Raw genomic sequence first — 25,261 nt, 5'->3', positions numbered from 1 at the left:
GGCACGAAATTTACCCTTTAAGTAAATAAACTATCAACCATTGTCAATTAAAAAGAGTAATAAGAACATATTAATAATTACCGGGATGGTGATATTAATATTGATTGTATTAGGTATTTACCTCATTGGCCATTATGCCAACCCATGGGCCAAAGATTTGATATCAAAAAGGTTAAATTCAATTAATAATGAGAGTATTACTTTAAAATATGACTCATTTAACATTGACATACTAAGTAGAAAATTCAACATTCATAACGTAGAATTCCACAGTAGCGACAGCGCCCAAGAGTATAAAATTAACTTTGACAAGCTTGAGGTTAGTGGTATCGGCATTCTGTCTTATGTAGTAACCAAAAAAGTTAATATTTCGGAAATAAAGCTTTCTTCCCCTAGCGTCATATATACTATTAACACTTATTATAATAGTGACAGTGCTAAGAAAAAGCCCTCACCCCTAAAGCTTCCTAAAATGGAAATTGATGAGGCATTTATTGAAGAAGGAGATTTTGTCATCAACCACAGAGATACTATTGAAGATCATTTGTTTGCAAAAGGCCATTTTAAACTGAGCTTATATGATTTTGAAAGTGACAGCAACAAGGTACACGAATACAAATTATTTGATATTGAAGACATGCAAATGTCTATTAAAGATTTGGCTATAAATTTACCCGATAGCATTTTCACCCTTAATGTGGCTAGTAGCACAGTATCGTTAAAAGAAAAAAAACTAAACCTTGACTCTGTACAATATAAATCTACAAAAGGTAAATTTGAAATTGGATCATATGCTGGACATGAAATAGACTGGATAGACTTAAAAATTCCTAACATCACCATCACCGATATAGGTTTTAAAACCATGTTAAATGACAGCATCTACCATTTTAGCAAGGTAACTTTACAACAGCCCAACGCTCTAATTTTCAGAGACAAAAGACTAAGCTTCCCTACTGACAAGCCAGATACGAAACTGCTGCACACTGTAATGGACGAGCTCAGCTTTAATTTAAACATTGACACCATTCAAGTTAAAAAAGGGCGCGTGGAATATCAGGAGTTTGTAAAAGAAGCTCAAGGCCCAGGCAGGGTCCATTTCGAAAACATATATGCCTCTGTATATTCTATTACTAACATTGATAGTATCCAGCAAAAAAGCAATTACAGAGCTATAATGGATGCTCAGGCTCAAGTAATGGGTAAAGGTAAGCTGTCAGCATCTTTCTCTTTTCCATTAACCAAAGGCAAGGGCAAGTACACTACTAAGGGTAATTTATCACCTATGAAATTAACAGATTTTAATCCTATGCTAGAGTATGTGGGCTTTACCAGAATTAAAGATGGGGACTTGCTAAGCTTAGATTTTGACTTCACTTATAATAATAATTACTCTGATGGCACCATGAACTTTGAGTACAGCAACCTCAAAATAAATACGCTATCAAAAGAGTCGCATGAAACAGAAGGGATAGGTGAAAGCCTTAAAACATTCTTGGCCAATACCTTTATAGTTAAAACTGACAACACTAAATCTGACGGTAAATTTAGGGTGGGAAACATTCACTTTGAAAGAGACAAGAAGAAGTCTATTTTCAATTACTGGTGGAAATCACTCCTTACGGGCTTCAGGTCTAGCACCGGAATTGAAGCTCCGGAAGAGCGTATAGATACCGACTAAAAAAAAGAGAAAATCTTACGATTTTCTCTCTCCTTTTCTTTCCTCGGCTTTTAGAGAATCAAATTTCTTGGAAGGTGACCTCCCGGCTGCCTTATCATTTTTCTTTCTAATGATGTACATTACTGCTCCCAAAATAAGTAAGGGTAAAACAATGTAAAGTAATATTAAAGGTATAACTCCTGTTGTTTCCATAATAGTTTTCGTTTATTTAGTTATTCATCAAGAAACACCTCTTTTATGGTTTCTGATGGTGTAAAAAAGACTGAGAAATTGAAATACGGACTTGGGCTAATATCATTTTCGATAATAGGATCGCTCTTCTTAAAAGAATCATCTTCGGAGATATCTAGCTTATAGTTAAACCTGTAACCAGCCGAGACTGCCATCCATATAAAATCAGAAATTACAGCTCTTTCATAAGTAAGAGATGCAAAAACATCTGATCTTCTCAGTTGTAAATCGTTATATCGTGCCAGCTGCTCATCATCTAATTTCACATTGTAGCTAGCTCCTGACACTTCGTATCCGGCAAAGAATCTTTGCTTATCATTAACATTATATCGCCATTGAAACTGGGCGGGTATTTTAGACTCAAACCCCCAGTGATCATTTATAGTTTTGTTCCACAAAAACGCGGGGTAAATGCTTGGCTGCCCAAGGTCATAACTCATGTACAACCCTATACCGTAAGAATTATTTTCTGATTTCTTCCATCCGTAAAATGCGGCCATGGTATACTTGGCAAACTCATAAATACTTAAATTTAAATCACCCACATCTCCGTTTAGCGCAGCACTAGATCTTATATAAAGCCAGTGCTTTTCATCTATAGAATGGTCATAGTAAAATTTAAATACCCTTGATTTCATTCTTTTATCGTGTAAAGATTTGTACAAGGCATAATCTTCAAAATCACTGCTTTTGAATTTATACTGATCCTGAGCGTAATCAAGACCAATAATTATATTAGTTCGTTTTCTTAATAATATGGGAGCCTTTATTTTAAATAACAGCTTATTAAGATGGTCTACTCGTGTATCAGCATCAGGAAGTCCATTCAAATTACTATGGCTTTCAATATCATATGCTGTTACAGGAGTATAACTGGCTACAATACCTCTGGGCATCATATTCTTTACTCGGGGCGAAGCCCATTTGTCATCATCTTCATCTTCCTGACTCTGTGCATTAACCTGTGCAATGACACCTAGCAACGTGGCTATTATTAAAAACTTTTTCATATATAATTAAAATAAAAATCCTGTTTTGATAGTGAATAGATTCTCCTCTTCTGATATGCCATAAGACCCCGACAGCAGAAAAACCTCAAATAAATGTAGGTAAACCCCTGGCCCATAAGCATGATGCATTTTGGAAGAATTGCCTTCTTTGGTCCACACTCTACCTTGATCATAAAAGCCAAATACTCCAACATTGCCATTAACAAGGTTATTGCGCAGGTTAAAAACTTTCAACCTCACCTCATTATTATTGTAGAAACTAGTTTTACCTGCAAACCTAAACTTCCTAAAGCCTCTTAAGTTTTCCAGATTACCGAGAAAATTTGAATGATAGAAATAATAATCTCCCACATTAGTGGCTACCCCCACCCGAGAAGCCACAGTGAGCCTCAAAGGTAAGTTTGGAGAGAAGTAAACACTGAGATCCGATTTATATCGTGTAAAATCAACTCCATTTGAAGTCAATTCTTTTAAATAATGAATTTCATTTTTCCATATTACCCCTTTCTCTGGGTTTACGGGATGATCCGTTAATGCTATAGAAGTAAAAAAACGAGCCCCTGCAAACTTGGTAGATGATGTTTTGAGGTAGTCATCCTGTGCTACTTCAGCATCAAGTATGGTATTGTTATTCTCTTGTACATCAATAAATTCATAATCAGGCCCTAGTCCTATTTTCACCACCTTTGACAAGCGTTTTACGATAGAAGGATTCACCTTCACGCTGTTCATCTTAACCCTATAGTAATCTATATTTTCATTATAGTCTGTTTCATTTCCCTGCCCAAAATAGTTGAGTACATATTTAGGTCCATTGGCCAGGGCATCGAGTTGTAAATCCCAATGGTGACCAAATAATGAATAAAAATCTCCTCTATACTTAAAATTAAAAGCCTGTGTGTTAATGGCATAATTAGCTAAAACAGTATGCGAAGTTTTAGCAGGATCGTGTCTAAAGCCTTGTGTAGTAAACTTGGCACCTCCACCGAGATAAATTCCATCATCAACATTATACTCAAAAAAAAGTCGAGGGCCGAGATAGTTATATTTATACATATCCCTATCATACCTATTTACCCATTCTTTTTTTGATGTCTTTATTCTCGCATCTGTACCGGCATACATACGAGGTACATCTTCATTATTATCATAAAATATAGCCTGATGCCCCCATTCCGCTACGTGGGACTTATCGGTAAATGTATCGCTATCTTCTCCTCCTACTATCCTTAACTTCAACCCTTTATTCACTTCACCTTCTATTTCAAATTGGTCGTTACCATCCCTTCCAAAAATCCATATTTCATCCGTTTCATCATTTGAAAACACCCTATCGTATAGCTTTTGCTTTACCTCCTTATCTTCAGTAGTTTTATATACCCTAACCCATGTCTCATCATCAGACATTCGATCTATTTTAATTAGCTCATGCTTATCACTAGCCACAATGCTCACATCTTTGCTTAAATATGTATAGTACTCAAAAGCATATTCTAAAAGATGATCTCTTCTAGATTTCAACTTGGCGGCTATCTCCTTACCTGAAATTGGATATACTTCTTTGGGCAGCTCATGTATTGCTTTATCAATGACCTGATCTGTTAATTTTTGCTGTACATCTTGTGCTATTTTCTTCCAATCATCTTTTGATAATTCGGATAACAATGCATGATCTATATTTCTGGCAGAAAAGTTAAGACCAGCCACATCTTTTATAGTATAATCGAAGCTATTGAAATTTCTAAAAGCCCACTTTCTACTAAGAATCCAAGGAATAACACCATCATAAAGCACAAACACCTGATCTCGATCTCTAGGTACAGGCCTAAACACCGATCCTTTAGTTTCTTTCTCATATTCTGCCCAGCGCCACTGATCTTCATGACGATCCCAATCACCAATGAGCATATCAAAAAGCCTTGACTTTAAGTACATTTTTGCATCTACTTCATTGTCATTATCCTTTTTAAGATGCTCAAACATGGTTTCAGTGCTTACCACATTTGTAGAATTACCAAACCTTTCATATGCGCTTAAATCTTCATCGGGCCTAATTTCCATTAAGCCCATGCGGCCACCAAAATCACCAATATAAGGACCTAAAGTTGGCGTGTGGGGCGTGTAAAATATCTTAGGGTTAGTATGATTAATGCCAACTGCACTGGCCATAGCAGGTATTGTAAGGGCTCCATAAGGATGTGCCGTACTAATTTGATCTTTCACAAAATCATTTACCCAAGTATCTCTAAATACTGCTGGAATGGCGCCCGCAGGAAACTTGTCAATAGACCTTAAATTATACTGTACGCTATCAGTATTCATAAAACGAATAGAAATAGTTTGTTTTCCTCCTCCTTTTTTGATCGGTTTTAAACCACCAGCATATGTTTTAAGGTCTATATAAGGAACTTTGATAGGCGTTACCCATTCATTTCTATAATGAGCTCCAAAAAAGAACTCCCCCAATTTGCTCATGGAGTAATTTGGGTTTGCGGCCATCATTTTAGTACTGTCGCCATAATCGGGTACGTGATCAATATCTGCAGCTGGTGTTTGTTCGGGATTAAGTGCGTAGAGAGGAGTCCTAAAAGACACTTCTCCATCATGATTAGCTTCTGTAACCGAAAAAAATTCCACCCACGCTTCTCCGCTTTTATAATATCTTATGCGAGAAAAACCTGAGGTTTGATGTACATATTCAGCACCAAATCCCCTCGCAGCAAAATTAGATTTAGAGGCAGCTCCACTAATTACTTCATGCATTAAGCCCTGCTTATGCATTTGCAAATTATGGTCATGACCTGCTGCATAAACTACATTTGGCCTATTCTCCAATATTGAAATCAGAGCCTTCTTATATCTTTGGTAATCTGTATTTGGAATATCCTGAGCAGAAGCTCCAGACTTTCGAAGTACGGGATATAAAGAACCTATTACCGGCAAGGGAATGTAAAGGTGATCTCTTACCAGACGCAACGGAAATATATTATCCCAGAAATTATAATGACCTCCATGATTTCCATTACTAAACAATGGGTGGTGAGCAGCAAGTAGTACATGCTTTCCATCATTTTTCTTTACTATATCTTCTAGCTGGATAATAAAATCTAATTGATCCTCTACCTGACAGCCATTTTCTGGGGCATGAGGTTTATCATACTTTCTTAGCCACCATTCGGTATCAACAATGATTATAGTAAGCTGATCATTTACGTTAACTTCTACAGGGCCGGGGCAACCGTTATCTGGCAGAAAAACGTTGCTCTTAGTATTTTTCAAGTACTCTTCAATGTATTCCTCTTCCCTATTGATAGCCTCTAGTCCTACTGGCCCACTCTTATCCCAATCATGATTACCTGGGATAAATATCACTCTTCCTTTATAACCTTTGGTTATATTCATTTGTGCCTCTATAATCTCTTCCTTCTTTTCTCTAACAGGAGACGACTCTTCAGGAAGCCCTCTTTCATAAATATTATCACCAAGAAAAATAATACTGCTAGTGCTATCGGGTTCGGCCTTTATTTTCTTTTCTAAAGCAGCCAAAACATTATCTGGTTCATCTATAAGTACATCTCCTCCATCACCAATAAGGTAAATGCTATGCAGCACTTCGTCTGCAGGCATATTATTATCTGGCCAGCTTTTATACGCCTTACCATAATAAGGCTTAACGGTACCACAGCCAGCTTGAATAAAAAATACGATAATGGTTAGAAATAAAATATTGTAAGTAGACTTAAAGGGCATTTAATGTTTGTGTTTTTATATCTTCTTACAAATACCATGTAAAAAATATTAAGTGTTAGTTTCACATGCTGATGCTGTGGGTAACTGCCTTAAACACTCTCAATTACGATTTTTCAAAATGTGAGCGAAATATTTGGGCACAAAAAAAGTGTAGAAATAAATCTACACTAGTATTTTTTTCCTCACTTCTAATATCTACTTATCTTGCTTCACATCTTCAAAAGAAACAGAATCATCCGTGTCTTGCTTAAAGGCATTGATAAATGCATTTTTAAGTACATTCCATAAGGTAGGCCATATAGGAGTTTTGGGAGCGTTTAGATCTCCACTTATAGGCACTTTGGTGGCAAATTGGTCTTTAGGGTAATTTTCAAAAATTTTAATTACAGCACCAGCTATGCTTTCCCAAAATAGCTTTACAGGTTTTTTCTTATCTTCTGAGAAGTCAACCACTTTTAAATCTGTAAGTACAGGCTTTACATACCCTTCAATTTTTCCATTATAAACAGCCATTTCACTATATAAATTGAAAGTGCCTTTTTCAAAATCAAGTTTGGCATAAGCGGTGGCAAAATCATTAAGAGCAGGCATTGATATTCCCTCAAACTTTGCATTTAAATCAAAATCAGGAATTTCTTTTAGTAAGTTGGCCTTACAAGTTATACTGAGTTTTCCTCCACCGATAGAGCTTGCTGTAGCTTTAATATCAGAAGGTAAATCTCCATCACTACGTTTGGCATTACTTAAGTTAGAGGCCGTCAATTGTAGATTATCCATTGGCAGGTTTACTTCTGGCTTGCTGCTATAGTCTCTATAAACTAATTTGCCATCAACCACTGTAAACTGGTTAATTTGTAAAGGCATTAAATCCTTGATAGGCTTAGTCCAATCTGTTTCTGCACCGGTCTGTTCTGCTCCATCGCTATCTTTTACAGCCACTACAAAATTAACTACTGGCTGCTGCAACTCTACCTCTCCTACTACCTTGCCATTAAATAAGGCTTTCCATTGTATTGATAGGTCAATAGCCTCAATATCTAAAAAAGGAACAGGAATCTCTTCTCCTGTCTTTTCTAGCTTCAGTTTTTTTATGGTGTATGCTCCTCTGTACAGGTTGATATTTACCCCCTCAATAGAACCCGAATACTCAGGTACTGCATCTAAGGTCTCATTTACATAATCTGTTACCCAATATGGTAGGTATATTCGTCCGGCAATAAGTAGCAATATGACTACAATGAGAATCTTGCCCGATGTTTTTAATTTTTTCATGAATTAGTCGTTAACGGCTCCTGTTTCCTTTTCTACTACTTTTACTATAACAGCCCCCTTATCTGGCTTAATGCGGTGTCCTATCTCACGAGAAAACACAAAGGTAAATTCGGCACCAAACAGCACTAGCACTGATGAATAATACACCCATACTAAAAGCAACACCAAAGAACCGGCAGCACCGTAAGCATTACTTACAGAGCTATTACCCAAGTAAAACCCTATTAAATATTTACCAAGTGTAAACAGAAGAGTAGTTACAAAAGCCCCCACCCATACATCTTTCCATTTAATTTTGGCATCGGGCAGTACTTTAAAAATTAGAGCAAAAACCAATGTAATTACCGCCAAAGAGAAGCCCAGGTTAACCGCTGAAATAATGTAATATGTAGCTCCTGAAAATAATTGAGTCAATATATTATTAAAAACTACTATTAATGTATCCACCATTAATGATACCAGTAGCAAGAAGCCAATACTGATAATCATGGCTAATGAAAGTAGTCTATTGATTACAAACTTTAGAACACCTTTTTCTGGCTTAGGCTTAATACCCCAAACACTATTAAGGCCATTTTGTAGTGAAACAAAAACGGTAGTAGCACTAAAAATCAATGTACCAATACCTATAATTTTTGCTATTAGTGTAGATCCTACTCCATTTACATTTGCTAATATTTTATTAACGGTAGATGCGCTATCCGCACCAAACATGGATTGAATCTGATGAATTAAATTATCTCTTACGACCTGATCTTCGTAGGCTGACCCTGCAATAGAAACGGTAATAATAAGTATAGCTGGTAGTGAAAAAATGGTATAAAAAGCAATTGATGATGCATAACTCATGGGATCATCTTCTATAAACTCCTTCACTGTTAGCTTTAGCACTTTCCAATAATCCATGGCTATAGATATTAAATTCACTTGTTTAATATTTTCTTCACTTTCTTCTTCAAATCTCCTTTTTCACTTTTCTTATACAGGTCATCTCTCAACACTACACTAATAGGCTGAAGCTCTTTATAGTGCTCACAAGCCACCTTTGCCACAGCCGTGAAAGGCATAAAAAGTATCATACCGGGTATGCCCCAGACAAAGCCTCCGGTAATTAAAGCTATGATAGCCGCCAAGGCATTGAGGTTTAAATTTCCCCCTACAATGGTGGGGCTAAGAAAATTACCTTCTAGTAATTGTACAAACCAGAATATAAGTATAACACCCACAGGATACCAGATACTGTCATAAGTCATAAAAGCATACAAAGTAGGTATGGCTCCGCCAGTAATAGTGCCTACATATGGTATAATAGCCAAAAAAGCAGCCATATAACCGAAAAAGAACGGATAGTCAATTCCTAGAAATAAAAGCCCTAGGCTATTTAACAAACCTAATATGACGATAAGTGTAAACATGCCTGTAAGGTATCGCTGTCCTACCTTTTGCATTTTATCAATCATACTGGCATAGCAGGCTTGTTTATCCTTATGAGCAAAATTCACAAATGCGGCTTTGAGCCCTCTTCTATAAAGCAACAGAAGGAAGGTGTAAATCATGGTGAGTACTAAACCAGTAATAAAAGAGGTAGTACTGTTTAGCGTAACTTTCAGCAAACCGTCTGACTTTGAGGTTACCCATTTCTTACTCATTTGCATGAGCTCATCTTCATTCACATCAGGTAAAATGGATATTTTTTGATTGAAGAAGGTAGTTACACTGGCTAAGATATGATGCAAGCGATTTCTAAAATCATCAAATTCAGTGGCTATTTTTACTATTTGAGCAGAAAACAAATAAATAAGACCTATGATAACTAGGCTTACCCCAATCATGGTCCATAAAATTGAAAACATTCTCCCTACCCCTCTTTTTTCTAAAAAAATACATATAGGGTAAAGTATAAATGAAATAAGTAGCGCAAAGGCTATGGGTACGATTACAGTTCTCCCAAGAAATAATAGCGCTATAATGCCAAAAAAAGTCGATAAGGCAAAAAACACATGCCTTATCGAAAAACTCATTTTAGCGTCTTCTGAAATAGTCTCTGCCAAAATATATCAGATTAAATATTGTGTAAATTGATGGTAAGCACCGGTACATCAGACTCCATGCTTAGGTCTTCAGCAAGGCTGCTCGAAAATATTTTGAAGAAGCCGTCTTCGGCATGTGTTAACACAGCCAATAGGTTAGCAGATTTTTCATGAGCAAAAGCAATAAGGCCTTTTTCTTTATCGTCATCTTCTACTACGGTAATCGATGAGCCATGTATATTATGCTTGGTAGTGAAAGCCGAAAGTTCCTTTTCAATCTCTATTTTATCAGCCCCTTCTCCAGCAATATTTACTATATGCACGCTAGCACCTAAGCTTTGAGCAATGTCAGATAAATAAGCAGCGGCCTGAGTAAAATTATCATGCCTGTCCTTTTCAGTACTTACACCTAATACTATACTACTGAATGGCTTAGTTACGTAAGGCGACTTGATGGTTATCACTGGACAACTGGCGGTTTCAATCACCTGCTCAGCATGGTTTCCTGTAAAGAACTCTTCAGCAGATTCCTCACCACTTGTGCCCATAACTATAAGATCAATATTAGCCTTTTTCACATAGGCATCAATACCATCTTTTAAGTCTTCATCATAAATTTCATAATGTATTTTTCCTTCAGCCCATCCATAGGTAGCAGCCAGATTAGCAAGGCGCTCGTAGTTCTTTCTCAATAGCTGAATGGTAAACAAGTTCTCTTCATCAGAGAATTTTTTATCTAGCTCACCTGTAGCTGTAAACGTCTCTCCATAAGGATGCTCATAAAAATGTACAATAGAAATGGTAGCTTCAGCTTTTTTAGCAATATCAACAGCCATTTTCAATGCATTTTCAGAGATATCGGATAGGTCCGAAGGAACAAGAATCTTTTTCATAATGATGTTCTAGTTATTGGTTAAAATTATTGCAGAAAAAATCACACCAATATGCATACGCACACGGATGTACTTAAATAAACAGATTTTAAACTGTAAACAGAAGTTATTTCACTATTAATGAGTAAAATATTCTACAGTTGTGGAAAAGGAGATGACTTATAAAAAAAGAAACTAAAAAGGAAATGTAATCATTAACCTCCCTTGCAAAGGAGATATCATTAAGACTTAGAATAAGTCCATAAAAAGAAATTTCACTGCGTTAAAAAGAACATCAAACAGATTATTGTATTAGTGCAAAGGCAAATATTTTTTTAACACCACCATAATGCCAGTAGATACCATAGAGTTATTCATAAACTCTTCGGCTGCTTCTTGTTTGATTATTAAATGAGGTTCTTTTACTTGCGCATCTTCCAGGTACGTCTCCGTAACCAATCTACTCCAACAAAACCCAGAAAACCCAATCAACACGGAGAATATAGCAATGTAAAATACTTTTTCGATAACAGTTTTTCGTAAAATAGACATACGCTTAGGGTTTATTTTTAGATTAGACTGTTTTGTGATGCATTATGTTACATAAAGATCAATTTTTTTTAGCAAAAAATTATCTAATTTGATCTTTTATTTAGCATAAAACAAACATTACTGTAGTAACTGCATTTTAGCACTCTAAATACATACACTAGTTACAAAAAAATACAACAAATTAAAATCTTCCGTCTCAAAAAACACCTATAAATTTAAATTCCCACCTCTTAAGGTTAAAATTAGGCTTCATTCTACCCTTAAGATAAAATCAGCAGTTGTATTTTAAATAAATGAATAATAATACAAAGCTTATAGAGCACCCCACCTAAAAGCTTGTAAGAATACCTCTTGTAATCTATCAATACTCACCCCTGAAAACAATGACATTGATAAAAATTTGAATTAGAATTTCTAATTTATAGAAAAGATCAGCGCCATGGATAACGAACTTTCTACCTCACAAAAAAAAGCCTTAATTACAGGAGCCAATTCTGGACTCGGATTTGAGACTGCTTTAAAACTAGTAGAAGAAGGCTATTTCGTGATTATGGCATGTAGAAATTTGCCTAAAGGTGAAAAGGCCATTTCAAAAATTAAAATGCGCTACCCCGAAGCTGAGCTAGACCTTATCCAAATTGATCTATCTGACTTTGCATCAGTTAAAATGGCGGCCAATAAAGTACTAAAAAGATACAATAGCCTCAACGTACTTATCAACAATGCAGGTATTATACTCCCCAAACGCCAAATAACCAATGACGGCAATGAAATGCACCTTCAGGTTAACTTTTTAGGCCACTTTTTACTTACAGGACTTCTTCTTCCATTGCTTTTGCAACTGCCCGGCTCCAGAATAATTTCACTTAGCAGCATAGCTCATAAAATAGGTGAAATTAACTTTGAAGATATTAACCTGAACCACAATTACACTAGCAAAAAAGCCTACAGCCAAAGTAAACTGGCCTGCCTGATGTTTGCATACCATCTTGACAGAAAGTTAAAAGCTAAAAATTGTAATGTTCTTTCAGTTGCGGTACACCCGGGCGTATCTACTACTGCTTTGGATCAATACCTATCAAAAAAAATACAGCATTTCATCAAGCTGGTAGCACCGTTTCTTTTTCAAAAACCGCACAAAGGGGCACTCCCGTTAGTCAATGCTGTACTGAATAGCGAAATAGAAGGAGGTGAATATTTAGGACCAGATGGACTTTGGGAGTTTAAAGGACAACCCACATTGGTAGAATCTAACGATGTTTCTCACGATACAGCCATAGCTACCGAACTATGGCAAAGGGCGGAAAAATTAACCGGAATAACCTACCCTTAAACTGGATTTTTATTACTTCATATTTTTTAGACATTTTTTAATAAGATTATACTTGTATATTTCTCTTTTAAAATATTGGCTATATCCAAATGCCAATATTTTATTTATAACCAAATCCATTAATATGAAAAAATCAACTTTGCTCGCACTATTTTTTAGTGCAGCATCACTTTCTTCGTTGTATGCAACGGATCGACATGTTTATCCTGGAGATAACATTCAGTCAAGCATAGACAATTCAGCAGCTGGTGATCAAATTATTATCCATGCTGGTACTTATGCACAGGCCATAGAAGTAAGCAACAAAAGCAACCTCACCATTACAGCAGCTGGTGACGGCATTGTTAACATTACAGGAGATGGCAACGCAGTAAACACCGTTTACATTTTTAACCCTAATAACATTACATTTTCTAATTTCAATGTTACCAACATTAGAAAATTAGCTTGGTCAACCGGTATAGCAGTAGAAGGTTCTGGCTCAGGCATTAGCATTTTAAACAACAATTTAACTGATTTTGCTTACCGTGAAGGAAGCTGGGATGCCACTGACAACCCTGGCAACAATGTAGTAGGAGTAAATCCTTTAATGATAGCAGGTACTGATACCTCCTCTCCTATTACCAACGTGTTAATCAGTGGAAATACGGTTTCTTATTGCATGACCGGATGGAATGAATCAATTACGGTAAAAGCTAATGTAGATGGTTTTGTGGTAGAAAATAACACGGTACACCATGTAACTAACATTGCTATTGATGCTTATGGTCTAGGAAGTTGGCCTAACAGTGCACAGGCTCGTAATGGTAAAATTATTAACAATACTGTTTATGAAGCCAAATGTAACATTACTGATAATGGAGGCATATATGTAGACGGTGGTAAAGACATCATTATTGCCAACAATAGAATTTATAGTAGCAGATACGGTATTACTATTGGTAGCGAAAACCAAGGACAAGTAGACGGAGGTGTTACTTCAGGCATAAAGGTGCTCAACAATGTAGTTTATAACAACGAAAAAGCAGGTATTATGATTGGTACCAGCGGAGATGATGATGGTTTACAAGGAGAAGTTACCAACTGTTACATCAGTGGAAATACTTTTCTAAAAAACTCAACCACCGATAGCTGGGGATCAGAAATTGTAATACAAAACAGTAGCTACATTGAAGTTTACAATAACATTTTCCATGGCCTGTACCAGCCTATGATCACTCAGGCTTTAGGTACAGCCAACAACACTTTTGGGTATAATGTATTTTACAATGATCTTGGCTTAAGCCCTATCGTTAGTAAGCAAACTGCCACAGGATGGAGCACATTAACTTTTTCACAGTTTAAAGCTGAAAATAATGACAACAGCTCTCTAAATGTTAACCCTTTATTGCAAAATGCGAATGCTACATCTCCTGATGTTCATTTAACTGAAACTTCGCCATGTATAAACGCAGGAAGCCCCAATTACAGTGCTTACGCAGGTGAAGTGGACATAGATGGTGAAGCAAGAGTTGCCAATGGAAGAATAGACGTAGGTGCCGATGAAGCCGGTTCTGCTACTCCAGTTTTAAGCATAGCTATAGATGGAGACGCTTCAGATTGGTCTAGCATTGAATCAATAGCTACTGCAGGCAACCAAACAGCTCAAACATTAAAGGCTTTTAATGACAATAGCTCATTATTTTTATCGGTATCAGGAGCAAACCTAAGCTCTACGAACTACCATTTCTTTATTGATGCTGATAAAAATACGAATACAGGCTATCAGAGTACCGATTTCAGTGCTTCTGGTATAGAATACATGGTAGAAAACGGATCTTTATATCAGTACACAGGTACTGGAAGTGACTGGTCTTGGGCATATATTTCTGCCATAACTGCATTTAAAAGCAATGCTTTTGTTGAAATAGCTATTGGTTTAAGCACACTAAACATTAACAACAGCATTAGCTTAGCATTTACTGACATTTCTGACAGCTGGGCTGTGGTATCGCAATTGGGTTTTGCTGATTATTCTTTAAATAGCAGCAATACTAAAATAGGTGTTATCGCTAACAAAGAAGTAAGCATTAATGCTTTCCCTAACCCAATTACTGATAAGCTTACCATTAATTTGGGAGAAAAAGATACCGCCTCATCTATTTATTTATATGACTTAAAAGGTAATCTTTTATTCCAGACTACTACAGCACGCCCCAATATTGAACTTGATGCAAGTACTATTCCTGCCAATAGCATAGTAGTACTTAAAGTAGTTTCTGAAGGTAAAACAGAAGTGATTAAGCTTAAAAAATAATCAATATTGCTATCCAATGAATGTATTTCATTGGATAGCATACTGCTACAACTCTATATCGTATTCCATCCTTTTGGCCACTGCACTGGCCACTGTTTTTCCGAGTAGCCTTTCTAATAAACCAAAAGACATGTTTATACCTGCAGAAATGCCTGCAGAGGTCACTATTTCACCCTCATCAATATATTTCACATCACTAATGACCTCAAGGTCTTTATATTCCTCTGCTAATTTATTAGTATCCATCCAGTGAGTAGTTACTCGCCTCCCATTCAAAAGCCCCGCCTCTGCCAGGATAAAAGCACCTGTACAAACAGAGGCAAGTATATCTACCTCTTTCTTTTGAGCTTTCACCCAATCTATTACAGTAGGGTTAAAACGCTCTACTTCTTCAGCACCGTACCCTCCTGGCACTATTAAAACATCTAAGTTGAATGTATCATTAAAATCAAAATCAGCACATACTTTCAAACCATTTCTAGCACTAATAGCTCCTTTTTGCTCTGCTATGGTCATCACATTGCAGCATTTCATATTATTTTTTTCTGCCAAAGAAAATACCTCAAATGGCCCCGCAAAGTCTAGCACCTCCACCTCATTAAAAAGAAATATACCTACGTTAATCTTTTTCATTGCTCTTATAAATGGTTCTCCATCTAATTTACAATAACAAAACTAAAGCTGATGATTTAGGAAGTTTATCTTTGTGCTTTTTAACCGATAAGCCAATGCCAGAACATAGACACTTTATACTTAACAAACCATTTGGCTATCTATCTCAATTTGTATTCAACCAAAACAAACGGAAGAACAAGAAGCTACTAGGCGAGTTATTTGACTTTCCTGAAGGCACTATGGCTATAGGAAGGTTAGATAAAAATTCTGAAGGTTTGTTATTATTAACCACAGATGGTCAGGTAAGTGAATTAATAAGAAGTAATACCGTAGAAAAAGAATACTTGGCCCAGCTGGATGGTGACATTACAGACACAGCTTTAAACCAACTAAGAACGGGTATAGCAATTAGTATTAATGGGCAAAGCTACCTTACTAAGCCATGCAAGGTAGATAAGGTTGCTAGTTTACCAAAAGCTATAGTTAAAAAGCAAATGGGAAACCGTGTTACCAGTTGGATTCGCATTATTATAACCGAAGGAAAATTTAGGCAGATTCGTAAAATGACAGCAGGCGTAAACTTTCCAACCCTACAACTTATAAGGGTGAGGATTGGCAATACCTGTTTAAATGAATTGGAGCCAGGCAAAGTAGTAGAAGTAACCAATTTTGATATATAAAAAAAGGCTTAGAGTACCCCCTAAGCCTTTCTATCAATATTGTATATTTACTAGAGGTTCAAAACAAGCCCTACTCTCACTTGCTCCTTCCACTTCAGTACATCCATGGTTTCTTCTTCTGACAGCACATTAAAATATTGTGCTTTAAACATAGCATCGAAACCTTTAAGCTGATAAGCTAGTGCCGCTGATAATCTTTTAGAATCTCCTTTGGCAAGATCATTTAAATCAAGCTGCTCATACCTTACACTTATGATGGTTTTTATGTCTTTAGCAAAGTAATTGATTTGCCCTAAGTACCCTCCTGCAAGGAAATATCCATCGGTTTTATCTTCCGTAAGCCCTAAAAACAAAGGATCATTAGTATTTTGTGGTTTTCCCTTTATTTGATGTATTTCAAACTGGCCAGAGAAACCTTGGTATTGGAAAGATAAATCTAGGCCATAAACATACTTTTTTCCGTCTATCACACTCATTCCATACTCTCCTTGGCTATCTTCAGGCAACTCTTCTCCTTCAGGTAATTTTTTATTGGCGTAGCGTCCATTCACACCCAATGTAAAAATAGGAATAGGGCTATGCACATAATCTATATCTCTTTTTTTGCTTCCTGCCGGATACGAAACATCCACTCTACCGATGTATTCTAAACTACCGCTTGCGTCATTATCACCACGCAGCGAGTACTCTCCTAAACCAGTGTAAGCACCTAAATATGCGTTAACTCTACTTTTCCAAAAATCTTTAAATAGCGTTACTCCTACATCTCTACGACTAAATAAGTCGCCCCTCACAACCTGTGCTCTTTGCCAATATGGCGAATATGGAAACGGAGTTAAAGAACTTCTTGAATATGGCACTTTACCGTAACCTAACTTTACATTCATAAAAGATAAACCTTTATAGGTAACATTAGCATCCATCAACCCTGGGTTAGCAGGATCAATTTCACCTCCGGCAGCTAGGTCAGCAAAATCTACTTGTACCTCGTACTCCCACAAGTTTTTTACTCTACCTTCAATATCAATTTGAGCATCCCTTAATTTAAACCTATTCTTTTTTTGGTCTTCTTCTTCATCTTTCAAGAAACGTTGATTATAGTAAGTAGAGAGCCTACCTTTTATTTCAACCACATGATCTCCCGTGCCAATAGTCACCTGCGCCTTAACCCAAGTGCTGACACATACTAAAAACAATACAAATAATACTCTTTTCAAAATATATTAATTTTCAGGGTTGTTGAAATAAAACATCTTTTGCATAGCATCTGAAATGACTATGATATTACCTTTAGGATCAAAAGTTACCCCCTCTGGGTTGAGCACAGGGATAATCCACTGAGCTAATACTTTATATGAATGAGGATCGAGTTTTAAAATACTACGGTCTTCATCACTTAGCAAGTATACATACCCATTATAAAAAGTAGCGGCTGATATATCTCTTGCCACTGCGCTAAGGTCTAATTTGTTTAATACTTCAAACTCTTGGCTCAACTCAAATACATAAATTGGGTCCTTTTCCGTAATCAGCATATACCGCCCTTTTGCCTTGTTATAAGTAAAAGCTTCATAGCCCTTATTTCTTCCTCCGTGATACGGAAAACTATAAGTACGATCTTGGTTAAAAGTCTTTAAATCAAACTGTTTCACAGATCTGGAAAATTCCTCTACTGCATATACATACTGCTCATCAGCGTATACCGCCTCATTATCAAGCCCTAAATAGTTTTCAGCCTTGCGTACTATGCTTCCATCCAGATCAGTTTCGAAAAGGTATCCATTATCACTTACTATAAATAATGACTTACCATCGGCTGACAGCGCCACATCAGATGGTTCTGGAATAGCGATATCAACCTTCTTTGTTGGCTTAATTTTTACAGGTTTAATATCCTGTGCACATAACCATGAGCTCACCAATAAAAAGCTTATGGCTGTTAATGACTTAATATAAAATTTCATTGAGTTATATTGAATGACCTTCTAATGTTATATTATCGAAGCGTGTATTTCCTTTTTCTGTGGCTTCAGAAGAGAATTTAACTTTAAAATTCTCGTTATTATTTACAGATGAAATGTCAGAAAAATCTATTGTAATAATTGTATATCCTAAATTCTCTTCGGTTTCATCTTCTTCAGGCACATCAAATGATGTTACCTGCAAACCATCTTGTTTAAAATCAGTACCGTTATCAGAGTAAAACACATTTTGAGAAGGAGCTCCTTTGCCAGAACGCTGAACAGCAAATTTCAATATTAAATTTTCGTAACCTTTAGCAGGTAGAGATAGTATGAAATCACCAGACGGGTTTCTTAACCTCAAAGCTGTAGCTGCAGAATCATTGGGCATAGCATTTAAAACAGTTCCTTCTACATCATCATAAGTCTCTCCTGAGAAAGACCAGCTACCATCACCAATAGTAGGTGTTAAAAAATCTTCTACATCGTTAAAATCCCAGTATTGAAAAACCTTAGCTTGTGTACCTGCATCGCCTTCTGACTCATATTCAGGAATATCTACACCATTTCTCTTACCATCTAATGTAAGGTTATCAAACCGAGAATTACCAGATTCACCGTCAGCATTTACGTCAAAGGTGATTTTTACTTTAAAGTCAGGATTGTTACTGGTGGCACTAATACTCGAAAAATCGAACTGATGCTGCACAAAATTCTCGGTCACAGCATAATCTGCATTTTCTAACCCATCTTGTGTATAATTTATTCCATCAATAGAATAATACACTTTTTGCTGTTGCGGCCCGCTATTGGTACGCATTACGGCATAAGTCAGTATTACATCGTCAAACCCAACTGTAGGGATGCTAATAATAAAATCACCTGAAGGATTTCTCAATCTTAGGGCATTTTCCGCAGCATCGTTATTGCGCGCATTAATGTCTGACCCCTCGTCAGTATCGTCATAGCTACTACCAGCATAACCCAAAGAAGCTCCACCAACTGAGTAAGTGGGATTGATTAAATCTTGATCAGAACTATTATCGTTAAAATTCCAATAATGTACTAAATCATAAGTTGACTCGTCTACCTGCTCTTCAGGAATTACGCGGTCTTCAGTACATGAATACAAGGCTAATATGCCTACTATTAATAAAAAATAAGGCTTCATCTTCATTACGAAAAAATTTCGTCAAAGAACGCCATCTTATATTAACTTAATGTTTCCTCAATCTTAACTATGTGTTGTTAATGCCATCATTAGCCACCTGATCATTAAATAGTTACACCAATTATAGTGTTAATACATGTTAAACATTGTTTTACATTAATGTAATAAGCACTTGGGCCTGAGTGCTGTGCTCATAAAAAGATGATAAGCTTTTAAAGCTTAGCCCATATTTGACATAAAGCCGCTTTTGATGATGCTATATTCAATTCCTGTTAGGTGCGATTAAAACTACACCAGTCATAACCGCAGATAGCACCCCTGATTAATTTCAATTCCTGTTAGGTGCGATTAAAACCTGACGAAGGCGTTAGTTGGTCAGCAGTTCAAGATATATTTCAATTCCTGTTAGGTGCGATTAAAACAATTTTTAAACTTAATTGACAGAGATATTAACATAGATTTCAATTCCTGTTAGGTGCGATTAAAACTTCGTAAGAACAGTTATGAAAGCACCTGCTTTGCGCATTTCAATTCCTGTTAGGTGCGATTAAAACAAAAGCACAGGCGATAATGACCCAGATGTTTCAAGCATTTCAATTCCTGTTAGGTGCGATTAAAACAACCAAAACTATGCTGGTTTTCAGGATGCCTAGCATATTTCAATTCCTGTTAGGTGCGATTAAAACGGAAGTATAAAGGCATTGTTTTTACTTCCGTGGTATATTTCAATTCCTGTTAGGTGCGATTAAAACCAGGCGTGCCAAATGCTTCACATGCGGCCGACCTAATTTCAATTCCTGTTAGGTGCGATTAAAACGAAGATCTTCACCGCTTTTTTTTATGCTAATGCATAATTTCAATTCCTGTTAGGTGCGATTAAAACACTTGTTACTGAACCATCATTAAACATTAAATTTTCAATTTCAATTCCTGTTAGGTGCGATTAAAACCATATTATAAAGAAGATGCGGACGAAGTATTAAATAAATTTCAATTCCTGTTAGGTGCGATTAAAACAAATTTATTAACCTCTCTACTCCTGTACCTTAAATATATTTCAATTCCTGTTAGGTGCGATTAAAACCTTTGTCATGTTTTGTCTCTGTTATGCATATGTTATTTCAATTCCTGTTAGGTGCGATTAAAACTCTGGTAGTGGGAAGCCTTTTATTTGAGCAACTTTTATTTCAATTCCTGTTAGGTGCGATTAAAACACGAAAACGGAAAACCCATCATAAACGGGGAAAATGATTTCAATTCCTGTTAGGTGCGATTAAAACAAATGGGCAAACTAGAATTTACTTTCAATCGGCCAATTTCAATTCCTGTTAGGTGCGATTAAAACTATATTTCGATCTAGGGCTTTTGTTCATTATTACGAATTTCAATTCCTGTTAGGTGCGATTAAAACTCTATAGCAGACTTTTTCATGTTCGTGTTAAAGCTTATTTCAATTCCTGTTAGGTGCGATTAAAACCCGTATGGTTCTAGTTGAAATTGGGCAATATTTTAATTATTAGCAACTTTTCTTAACCTTTTAATATAAATAAATGTCGTCTACCCTCGATGGTATGATTTTACCCGGAGACAGACGACACCACAATACGCTAAAAATCAATTACATACAAAAAACACAAAGCGTTCAGATAAAAAAAACTAACCATTACGACCAGACAGACGACATATACATACGTTTATCATCCTTATTCAGACTTCCTCAGGTGTAGAAACACAGGAAATTGCACATGCACATATTCTTGAGCGTACACCTTACGAATTGAACTCATCAACTGCTCAACTGGCTGTTCACCACTATGTTGCTTTTCATATTTCTGCACCGCAGACCATGAACTAAAATAGCCTTCAAGCTGACTTAAAGACCATTTCAAGTCTATTGAAAACGATTCAGCTACTACATGCTGAGTAAACGGCAATGAAATATCGGCATAACGATTCTCGATAAACCTCCTTTCGCTATCCCAATAATTATAGATTTTATTAAAATAAAAATCATCAATAATTGGATTAACCACTTCATTAATTCTCAACAAATCATATCCCCAAACAGCCAATACTCCGCCTGGTTTCAATACTCTTTCCACTTCCTTATTAAACGCTGTAAAATCAAACCAATGCAGTGCCTGTGCAACGGTTATTAAATCAAACCTATTGGCTTCAAAATTAGTATGCTCTGCCCTACTCACCATATAACTCACTTTACTATTACTTGGCGCTTCTGCTAGCTGTTTTGCGCTTATATCAGAAGCATATACCTGATCAAAGTATTTAATCAACTCTTCTGCCACTTGTCCGTTACCTGTACCACAATCCCAAGCCACACTTTTTGTAGCACAATACCTTAAAATGTATTCGTATAGTGCCGGAGGGTATACTGGTCTAAATTTTTTATATATCTCTGCGTGCCCTGAAAATCTGTCTTGTGGCTTTTTCATCGTCTTTATTATTTTACCATCTTCCTGTTAGCACTTACGAAAGATTCATGCTTCTGTTTGCTCAATAATTTGTAGCGCTCTACAAGTCATCCATTACTTGCAGAAAAACAATATCCTGTTTTATATTTAAAGCCTTCAGTGAATTACATTATTATTGCCTGATGATGAACTTTTCACCTCTACAAGCGGCCACACTAAGAAACATATTTAGCGCACATCACTCTGATTGCTGGCCTACAGAAGTTTTAAATTTCATTTATGAACACCATCTTTTTAAACTTTTCACACCTACTTACTTTGGAGGCAAAGGCTGCACACTGGCTGAAGGTATGAAGTACATAGAGGCCTGCTCTAAAATAGACGGTGACTTGGGCTGGGCAGTACAAATTGGCTCTGGCGGTGGTTTCTTTACAGCTTTCTTTAACAGTACGCTTGCAGAAAAATATATTCACGATCCAAAATTTGTAATCGCTGGCAGCGATAGACCTACAGGTATAGCCGTGAAACAGAATAATGTTTATCACCTAACTGGGAGCTGGAAATACTGCAGTGGCAGCAATTACGCCACTTTATTTACGGCTAACTTGCAACTCAACGATCAGGTAAAGCCTTTTGCTTTTTTGCCTCTAGAAGCAACCATTACTACTGACTGGCACATGTATGGATTAAAAAACACGCTTTCGAATACTGTAAGCATCGAAAATGTGACCGTAGAAGATGATATGGCCTTTGATCTCGACCTCATGGTCAATGATTATGACTACAAATTATATCATTTACCATTTACGCTGTTTGCCAAATCCTCCATACTTCCTGTACTTATGGGCTGCCTTCTTCACCTGCTCCAAGAAGCAGAGCTATATAGCAAAACAATAAAAATAGAATTGCATAGACACGAAGTAAGCTGGCTGATAAAACAAGTAAAGCGACAATACAAAAGCCACAGTAATAATTTATACGAAAAGGCCGACACCCTATGGAATGCCTGCACTAGCAAAGGTGTAGACCAGCAATTGCAAGCTGATTATATTAACTACATCAATATTTTCTATAAGTTCTTAAACTTATCTGCATTCGAACTTTATCAAGCATTAGGCATGGTAGCTGCACACAGCCAGCACCCTATTAATAAAATATGGAGAGACTACACTACCGCCAGCCAACACATTTTATTAAAAACTTACTCACCTTATTAAAGAAAAAGAATAAAATAAGTCCGTGCGCATTCTTTATTTTTGCGCCATGGAATTCAGTCACGATATTTTTCTTAAAAATTTAGCGCAAACTACCCAATCTCCAATATTATTAGATATTGAACGGGCAGAAGGCAGTTACCTATACTCTCCTGAAGGTACAGCCTACATGGATTTTATTTCGGCCGTAGGAGTTAGCAACCTGGGGCATGGTCACCCTCATATAAAAGAAGCCATAAAAAAACAGGTAGATAAACACTTGCACGTGATGGTATATGGAGAATATGTGCAGTCTACTCCCAACCTATTGGCAAAAAAACTGGCCTCACTTTTACCCGAATCACTTAACTGTAGTTATTTTACAAACAGCGGTACAGAGGCCAATGAAGGAGCACTAAAGTTGGCCAAACGCGTAACAGGACGAAGCGAAATTATCTCATTCAGAGGAGCATATCACGGCAGCACTCATGGCAGCTTGAGCGTTTCGGGTAATGAAACAAAAAAAATGGCTTTTAGGCCATTGTTGCCTGATGTTCGTTTTATCAGGTTTAATATAGAAGAAGATTTGCAGCAGATCACCAATAAGACCGCTGCAGTTATAATGGAAACCATACAAGGCGATGCTGGGGTAAGGGTGCCAGACCTAGCATACATGCAAGCCATCCGCAAGCGCTGTGACGAAACAGGAGCTCAGTTAATATTTGATGAAATACAAAGTGGAATCGGCCGCACCGGCAAATTGTTTGCTTTTGAGCATTACAATGTAGTGCCCGACATACTCACCACAGCCAAAGCCTTGGGTGGAGGCTTACCCATAGGTGCATTCATATCTTCGTATGATAAAATGTATACCCTAACACATGAACCTATGTTAGGGCACATTACTACTTTTGGCGGAAACCCTGTCAGTTGCGCTTCGGCTTTGGCAGTGTTGGAGATTATTGAAAATGAAAACCTACTTGATGAAGTAGAAAGAAAAGGCCAACTTATTGAAAGCCTACTTCAACACCCGAAAATCAAAGAAATAAGGCGTATAGGGTTAATGTTTGCTATTGACTTTGAAAACCAAGATCAGGTATTTCAAATAGCTAAAGAGTGTTTAGACAATGGCATTATCACTTTCTGGTTTTTATCGTGCCCGTGGAGTTTTAGAGTAGCACCACCAATTAACATTAGCGATGAAGATATTCACAAAGCTTGTGCTATTATTAAAAAAGCATTTGATAATTTGTAAAGATATTTCCAGAAATGAAGGCTAAAGCCTTATCATTATCGTTATAAACTACTAACTATAAAGAAATTACTATCTATTATGCATTGGCATCCAATGCATTTTAACAAACAAAATTAGAAAATAAGCAATTTTTATGATGAATAAATGGTGTTCAATGTTGGCAGTACTTCTATTCACTTTTAGTTTTAGCCAAGCTCAAGATTATTTAATTACTACACAAGGCGATACGTTAAGTGGTGAAATTCAAATTTTAATGCCCAGCAACCAAGCCGATGAGATAATACTGAAAAATGATAATGGTAATAAACGCTATAAAGCTTATCAGTTCTTATCATTCACCAATGAAGGAAGCACTTATAGACCCGCCAAAGTAGCTGACAGCTATAAAATAATGAAAGAGATAAAGCCAGGTTATTTAAGCTTGATGGAATACAGAGCTGAAGGAACACATGACTTTGGCAACCAGTTTCTTCTTAAAAGAACTGGCGAAGGTATAGATGTACCTACATTTTTATTTAAAGCTACTTTGACTAACTTCTTAGAAAACTGTGAAACTGTAACTGCCAAAATTGATAACAAAGAGTATAAAAGAGGAGACATAGCACTAATAGTAGATGAATACAACAAGTGCATGGATGCTAAAACACTTACGACTTATACCACAGCAAAAGTGATTAGAGAAGAGGCCAAAGTCGATCATCCAGCCATCTCTTTAATTGATGACATCCTTAAAAAACTTAATGATAACAATGATGCCGAAAACCTAAAAGCTATTTTAACGGACATCAAATCTAAATTATCATCAGGCAAAGATATTCCTGACTATATGTCTAATGCCTTGAAAGGCGAATCTGAAGGCATTCCATCTATTAAAAACGATGTTGATGCATTAATTTCACAATTAAAATAATTGATACTTTGGCACTG

Annotated in this window: 20 protein-coding genes and 1 CRISPR repeat array; of the genes, 7 read left to right on the top strand and 13 right to left on the bottom strand. The window is 36.5% G+C overall.

The features are described from left to right. Nucleotides 1–85 precede the first annotated feature (85 nt). Nucleotides 86–1,681 carry a hypothetical protein gene (locus ACXACQ_RS12620; protein WP_474976306.1) on the top strand — a complete coding sequence of 532 codons (1,596 nt, stop codon included), beginning with the start codon at nucleotides 86–88 and terminating at the stop codon, nucleotides 1,679–1,681. Between the two features lie 15 nt (nucleotides 1,682–1,696). Here the strand turns inward: ACXACQ_RS12620 and ACXACQ_RS12615 are convergent, their stop codons facing one another. The 8 genes from ACXACQ_RS12615 to ACXACQ_RS12580 form a co-directional block, all read right to left on the bottom strand. Continuing rightward, nucleotides 1,697–1,873, bottom strand: coding sequence for a hypothetical protein (locus ACXACQ_RS12615; protein WP_474976305.1), 177 nt, complete (start codon nucleotides 1,871–1,873; stop codon nucleotides 1,697–1,699). Nucleotides 1,874–1,893: 20 nt separating this feature from the next. After that, nucleotides 1,894–2,922, bottom strand: a complete 1,029-nt coding sequence (locus tag ACXACQ_RS12610; protein ID WP_474976304.1) for a DUF6268 family outer membrane beta-barrel protein — start codon at nucleotides 2,920–2,922, stop codon at nucleotides 1,894–1,896. Nucleotides 2,923–2,928: 6 nt separating this feature from the next. Further along, nucleotides 2,929–6,672, bottom strand: coding sequence for a BamA/TamA family outer membrane protein (locus ACXACQ_RS12605; protein ID WP_474976303.1), 3,744 nt, complete (start codon nucleotides 6,670–6,672; stop codon nucleotides 2,929–2,931). Nucleotides 6,673–6,867: 195 nt separating this feature from the next. Next, the gene (locus ACXACQ_RS12600; RefSeq protein WP_474976302.1) at nucleotides 6,868–7,944 is read right to left on the bottom strand and encodes a DUF748 domain-containing protein; all 1,077 of its coding nucleotides are present in this window, start codon (nucleotides 7,942–7,944) and stop codon (nucleotides 6,868–6,870) included. 3 nt (nucleotides 7,945–7,947) lie between these two features. Further along, nucleotides 7,948–8,871: a YihY/virulence factor BrkB family protein gene (locus tag ACXACQ_RS12595; RefSeq protein ID WP_474976301.1), complete on the bottom strand. Its 924-nt coding sequence runs from the start codon at nucleotides 8,869–8,871 to the stop codon at nucleotides 7,948–7,950. After that, nucleotides 8,868–9,995, bottom strand: a complete 1,128-nt coding sequence (locus ACXACQ_RS12590) for an AI-2E family transporter (RefSeq protein WP_474976300.1) — start codon at nucleotides 9,993–9,995, stop codon at nucleotides 8,868–8,870. Before ACXACQ_RS12590 ends, ACXACQ_RS12595 begins: the two co-directional genes overlap by 4 nt. Nucleotides 9,996–10,006: 11 nt before the next feature. After that, entirely contained in the window at nucleotides 10,007–10,867 is an 861-nt protein-coding gene (locus tag ACXACQ_RS12585) for a universal stress protein (protein WP_474976299.1), read from the bottom strand. 291 nt (nucleotides 10,868–11,158) lie between these two features. Then, the gene (locus ACXACQ_RS12580) at nucleotides 11,159–11,398 is read right to left on the bottom strand and encodes a hypothetical protein (RefSeq protein WP_474976298.1); all 240 of its coding nucleotides are present in this window, start codon (nucleotides 11,396–11,398) and stop codon (nucleotides 11,159–11,161) included. A gap of 439 nt (nucleotides 11,399–11,837) precedes the next feature. Between ACXACQ_RS12580 and ACXACQ_RS12575 the strand changes: the two genes are divergently transcribed. Both ACXACQ_RS12575 and ACXACQ_RS12570 read left to right on the top strand, forming a co-directional pair. Then, nucleotides 11,838–12,731, top strand: coding sequence for an oxidoreductase (locus ACXACQ_RS12575; protein ID WP_474976297.1), 894 nt, complete (start codon nucleotides 11,838–11,840; stop codon nucleotides 12,729–12,731). Nucleotides 12,732–12,855: 124 nt separating this feature from the next. Continuing rightward, entirely contained in the window at nucleotides 12,856–15,027 is a 2,172-nt protein-coding gene (locus ACXACQ_RS12570) for a choice-of-anchor Q domain-containing protein (protein WP_474976296.1), read from the top strand. A 45-nt stretch (nucleotides 15,028–15,072) separates the two neighbouring features. Here ACXACQ_RS12570 and ACXACQ_RS12565 read toward each other — a convergent pair whose 3' ends face one another. Further along, a complete protein-coding gene (locus tag ACXACQ_RS12565; RefSeq protein WP_474976295.1) occupies nucleotides 15,073–15,660 on the bottom strand; it encodes a DJ-1/PfpI family protein in 588 nt (195 codons plus the stop codon). A 95-nt stretch (nucleotides 15,661–15,755) separates the two neighbouring features. Here ACXACQ_RS12565 and ACXACQ_RS12560 point away from each other — a divergent pair, with 95 nt between their 5' ends. Next, on the top strand, nucleotides 15,756–16,322 hold the full coding sequence (locus ACXACQ_RS12560; RefSeq protein ID WP_474976294.1) for a pseudouridine synthase: 567 nt from the start codon (nucleotides 15,756–15,758) through the stop codon (nucleotides 16,320–16,322). Between the two features lie 50 nt (nucleotides 16,323–16,372). Here the strand turns inward: ACXACQ_RS12560 and ACXACQ_RS12555 are convergent, their stop codons facing one another. The 4 genes from ACXACQ_RS12555 to ACXACQ_RS12540 form a co-directional block, all read right to left on the bottom strand. Further along, on the bottom strand, nucleotides 16,373–17,539 hold the full coding sequence (locus tag ACXACQ_RS12555) for a porin (protein ID WP_474976293.1): 1,167 nt from the start codon (nucleotides 17,537–17,539) through the stop codon (nucleotides 16,373–16,375). 6 nt (nucleotides 17,540–17,545) lie between these two features. Then, nucleotides 17,546–18,286 carry an SdiA-regulated domain-containing protein gene (locus ACXACQ_RS12550; RefSeq protein WP_474976292.1) on the bottom strand — a complete coding sequence of 247 codons (741 nt, stop codon included), beginning with the start codon at nucleotides 18,284–18,286 and terminating at the stop codon, nucleotides 17,546–17,548. 4 nt (nucleotides 18,287–18,290) lie between these two features. Continuing rightward, nucleotides 18,291–19,460 (bottom strand): hypothetical protein, encoded by a 1,170-nt coding sequence (locus ACXACQ_RS12545; protein ID WP_474976291.1) that lies wholly within the window; start codon nucleotides 19,458–19,460, stop codon nucleotides 18,291–18,293. A gap of 253 nt (nucleotides 19,461–19,713) precedes the next feature. Beyond that, nucleotides 19,714–20,931: a CRISPR direct-repeat array (repeat unit 30 nt; unit sequence ATTTCAATTCCTGTTAGGTGCGATTAAAAC). A 226-nt stretch (nucleotides 20,932–21,157) separates the two neighbouring features. Further along, nucleotides 21,158–21,907, bottom strand: a complete 750-nt coding sequence (locus tag ACXACQ_RS12540) for a class I SAM-dependent methyltransferase (protein ID WP_474976290.1) — start codon at nucleotides 21,905–21,907, stop codon at nucleotides 21,158–21,160. A gap of 161 nt (nucleotides 21,908–22,068) precedes the next feature. On the opposite strand from ACXACQ_RS12540, the gene ACXACQ_RS12535 reads away from it, so the two are divergent. The 3 genes from ACXACQ_RS12535 (at nucleotide 22,069) to ACXACQ_RS12525 (ending at nucleotide 25,244) form a co-directional block, all read left to right on the top strand. Then, nucleotides 22,069–23,103, top strand: a complete 1,035-nt coding sequence (locus tag ACXACQ_RS12535; protein WP_474976289.1) for an acyl-CoA dehydrogenase family protein — start codon at nucleotides 22,069–22,071, stop codon at nucleotides 23,101–23,103. 46 nt (nucleotides 23,104–23,149) lie between these two features. Further along, on the top strand, nucleotides 23,150–24,334 hold the full coding sequence (locus ACXACQ_RS12530; protein ID WP_474976288.1) for an aspartate aminotransferase family protein: 1,185 nt from the start codon (nucleotides 23,150–23,152) through the stop codon (nucleotides 24,332–24,334). Between the two features lie 154 nt (nucleotides 24,335–24,488). Further along, nucleotides 24,489–25,244, top strand: a complete 756-nt coding sequence (locus ACXACQ_RS12525; RefSeq protein ID WP_474976287.1) for a hypothetical protein — start codon at nucleotides 24,489–24,491, stop codon at nucleotides 25,242–25,244. The last annotated feature ends 17 nt before the right edge of the window (nucleotides 25,245–25,261 follow it).

The sequence above is a fragment of the Fulvivirga sp. AWR4_260 genome (genome assembly GCF_056158185.1).
Note: the sequence above shows the minus strand (reverse complement) of the source record. Positions and strands in the feature narration are given on the sequence as shown.

Excerpts from the sequence above, each read along its gene's own strand:
- ACXACQ_RS12570 (WP_474976296.1), top strand. The coding sequence starts at position 12,856 with ATGAAAAAATCAACTTTGCTCGCACTATTTTTTAGTGCAGCATCACTT.
- ACXACQ_RS12530 (WP_474976288.1), top strand. The coding sequence starts at position 23,150 with ATGGAATTCAGTCACGATATTTTTCTTAAAAATTTAGCGCAAACTACC.
- ACXACQ_RS12535 (WP_474976289.1), top strand. The coding sequence starts at position 22,069 with ATGATGAACTTTTCACCTCTACAAGCGGCCACACTAAGAAACATATTT.
- ACXACQ_RS12620 (WP_474976306.1), top strand. The coding sequence starts at position 86 with ATGGTGATATTAATATTGATTGTATTAGGTATTTACCTCATTGGCCAT.
- ACXACQ_RS12580 (WP_474976298.1), bottom strand. The coding sequence starts at position 11,398 with ATGTCTATTTTACGAAAAACTGTTATCGAAAAAGTATTTTACATTGCT.
- ACXACQ_RS12540 (WP_474976290.1), bottom strand. The coding sequence starts at position 21,907 with ATGAAAAAGCCACAAGACAGATTTTCAGGGCACGCAGAGATATATAAA.
- ACXACQ_RS12560 (WP_474976294.1), top strand. The coding sequence starts at position 15,756 with ATGCCAGAACATAGACACTTTATACTTAACAAACCATTTGGCTATCTA.
- ACXACQ_RS12550 (WP_474976292.1), bottom strand. The coding sequence starts at position 18,286 with ATGAAATTTTATATTAAGTCATTAACAGCCATAAGCTTTTTATTGGTG.
- ACXACQ_RS12565 (WP_474976295.1), bottom strand. The coding sequence starts at position 15,660 with ATGAAAAAGATTAACGTAGGTATATTTCTTTTTAATGAGGTGGAGGTG.
- ACXACQ_RS12600 (WP_474976302.1), bottom strand. The coding sequence starts at position 7,944 with ATGAAAAAATTAAAAACATCGGGCAAGATTCTCATTGTAGTCATATTG.
- ACXACQ_RS12545 (WP_474976291.1), bottom strand. The coding sequence starts at position 19,460 with ATGAAGATGAAGCCTTATTTTTTATTAATAGTAGGCATATTAGCCTTG.
- ACXACQ_RS12525 (WP_474976287.1), top strand. The coding sequence starts at position 24,489 with ATGTTGGCAGTACTTCTATTCACTTTTAGTTTTAGCCAAGCTCAAGAT.
- ACXACQ_RS12610 (WP_474976304.1), bottom strand. The coding sequence starts at position 2,922 with ATGAAAAAGTTTTTAATAATAGCCACGTTGCTAGGTGTCATTGCACAG.
- ACXACQ_RS12585 (WP_474976299.1), bottom strand. The coding sequence starts at position 10,867 with ATGAAAAAGATTCTTGTTCCTTCGGACCTATCCGATATCTCTGAAAAT.
- ACXACQ_RS12605 (WP_474976303.1), bottom strand. The coding sequence starts at position 6,672 with ATGCCCTTTAAGTCTACTTACAATATTTTATTTCTAACCATTATCGTA.
- ACXACQ_RS12615 (WP_474976305.1), bottom strand. The coding sequence starts at position 1,873 with ATGGAAACAACAGGAGTTATACCTTTAATATTACTTTACATTGTTTTA.
- ACXACQ_RS12575 (WP_474976297.1), top strand. The coding sequence starts at position 11,838 with ATGGATAACGAACTTTCTACCTCACAAAAAAAAGCCTTAATTACAGGA.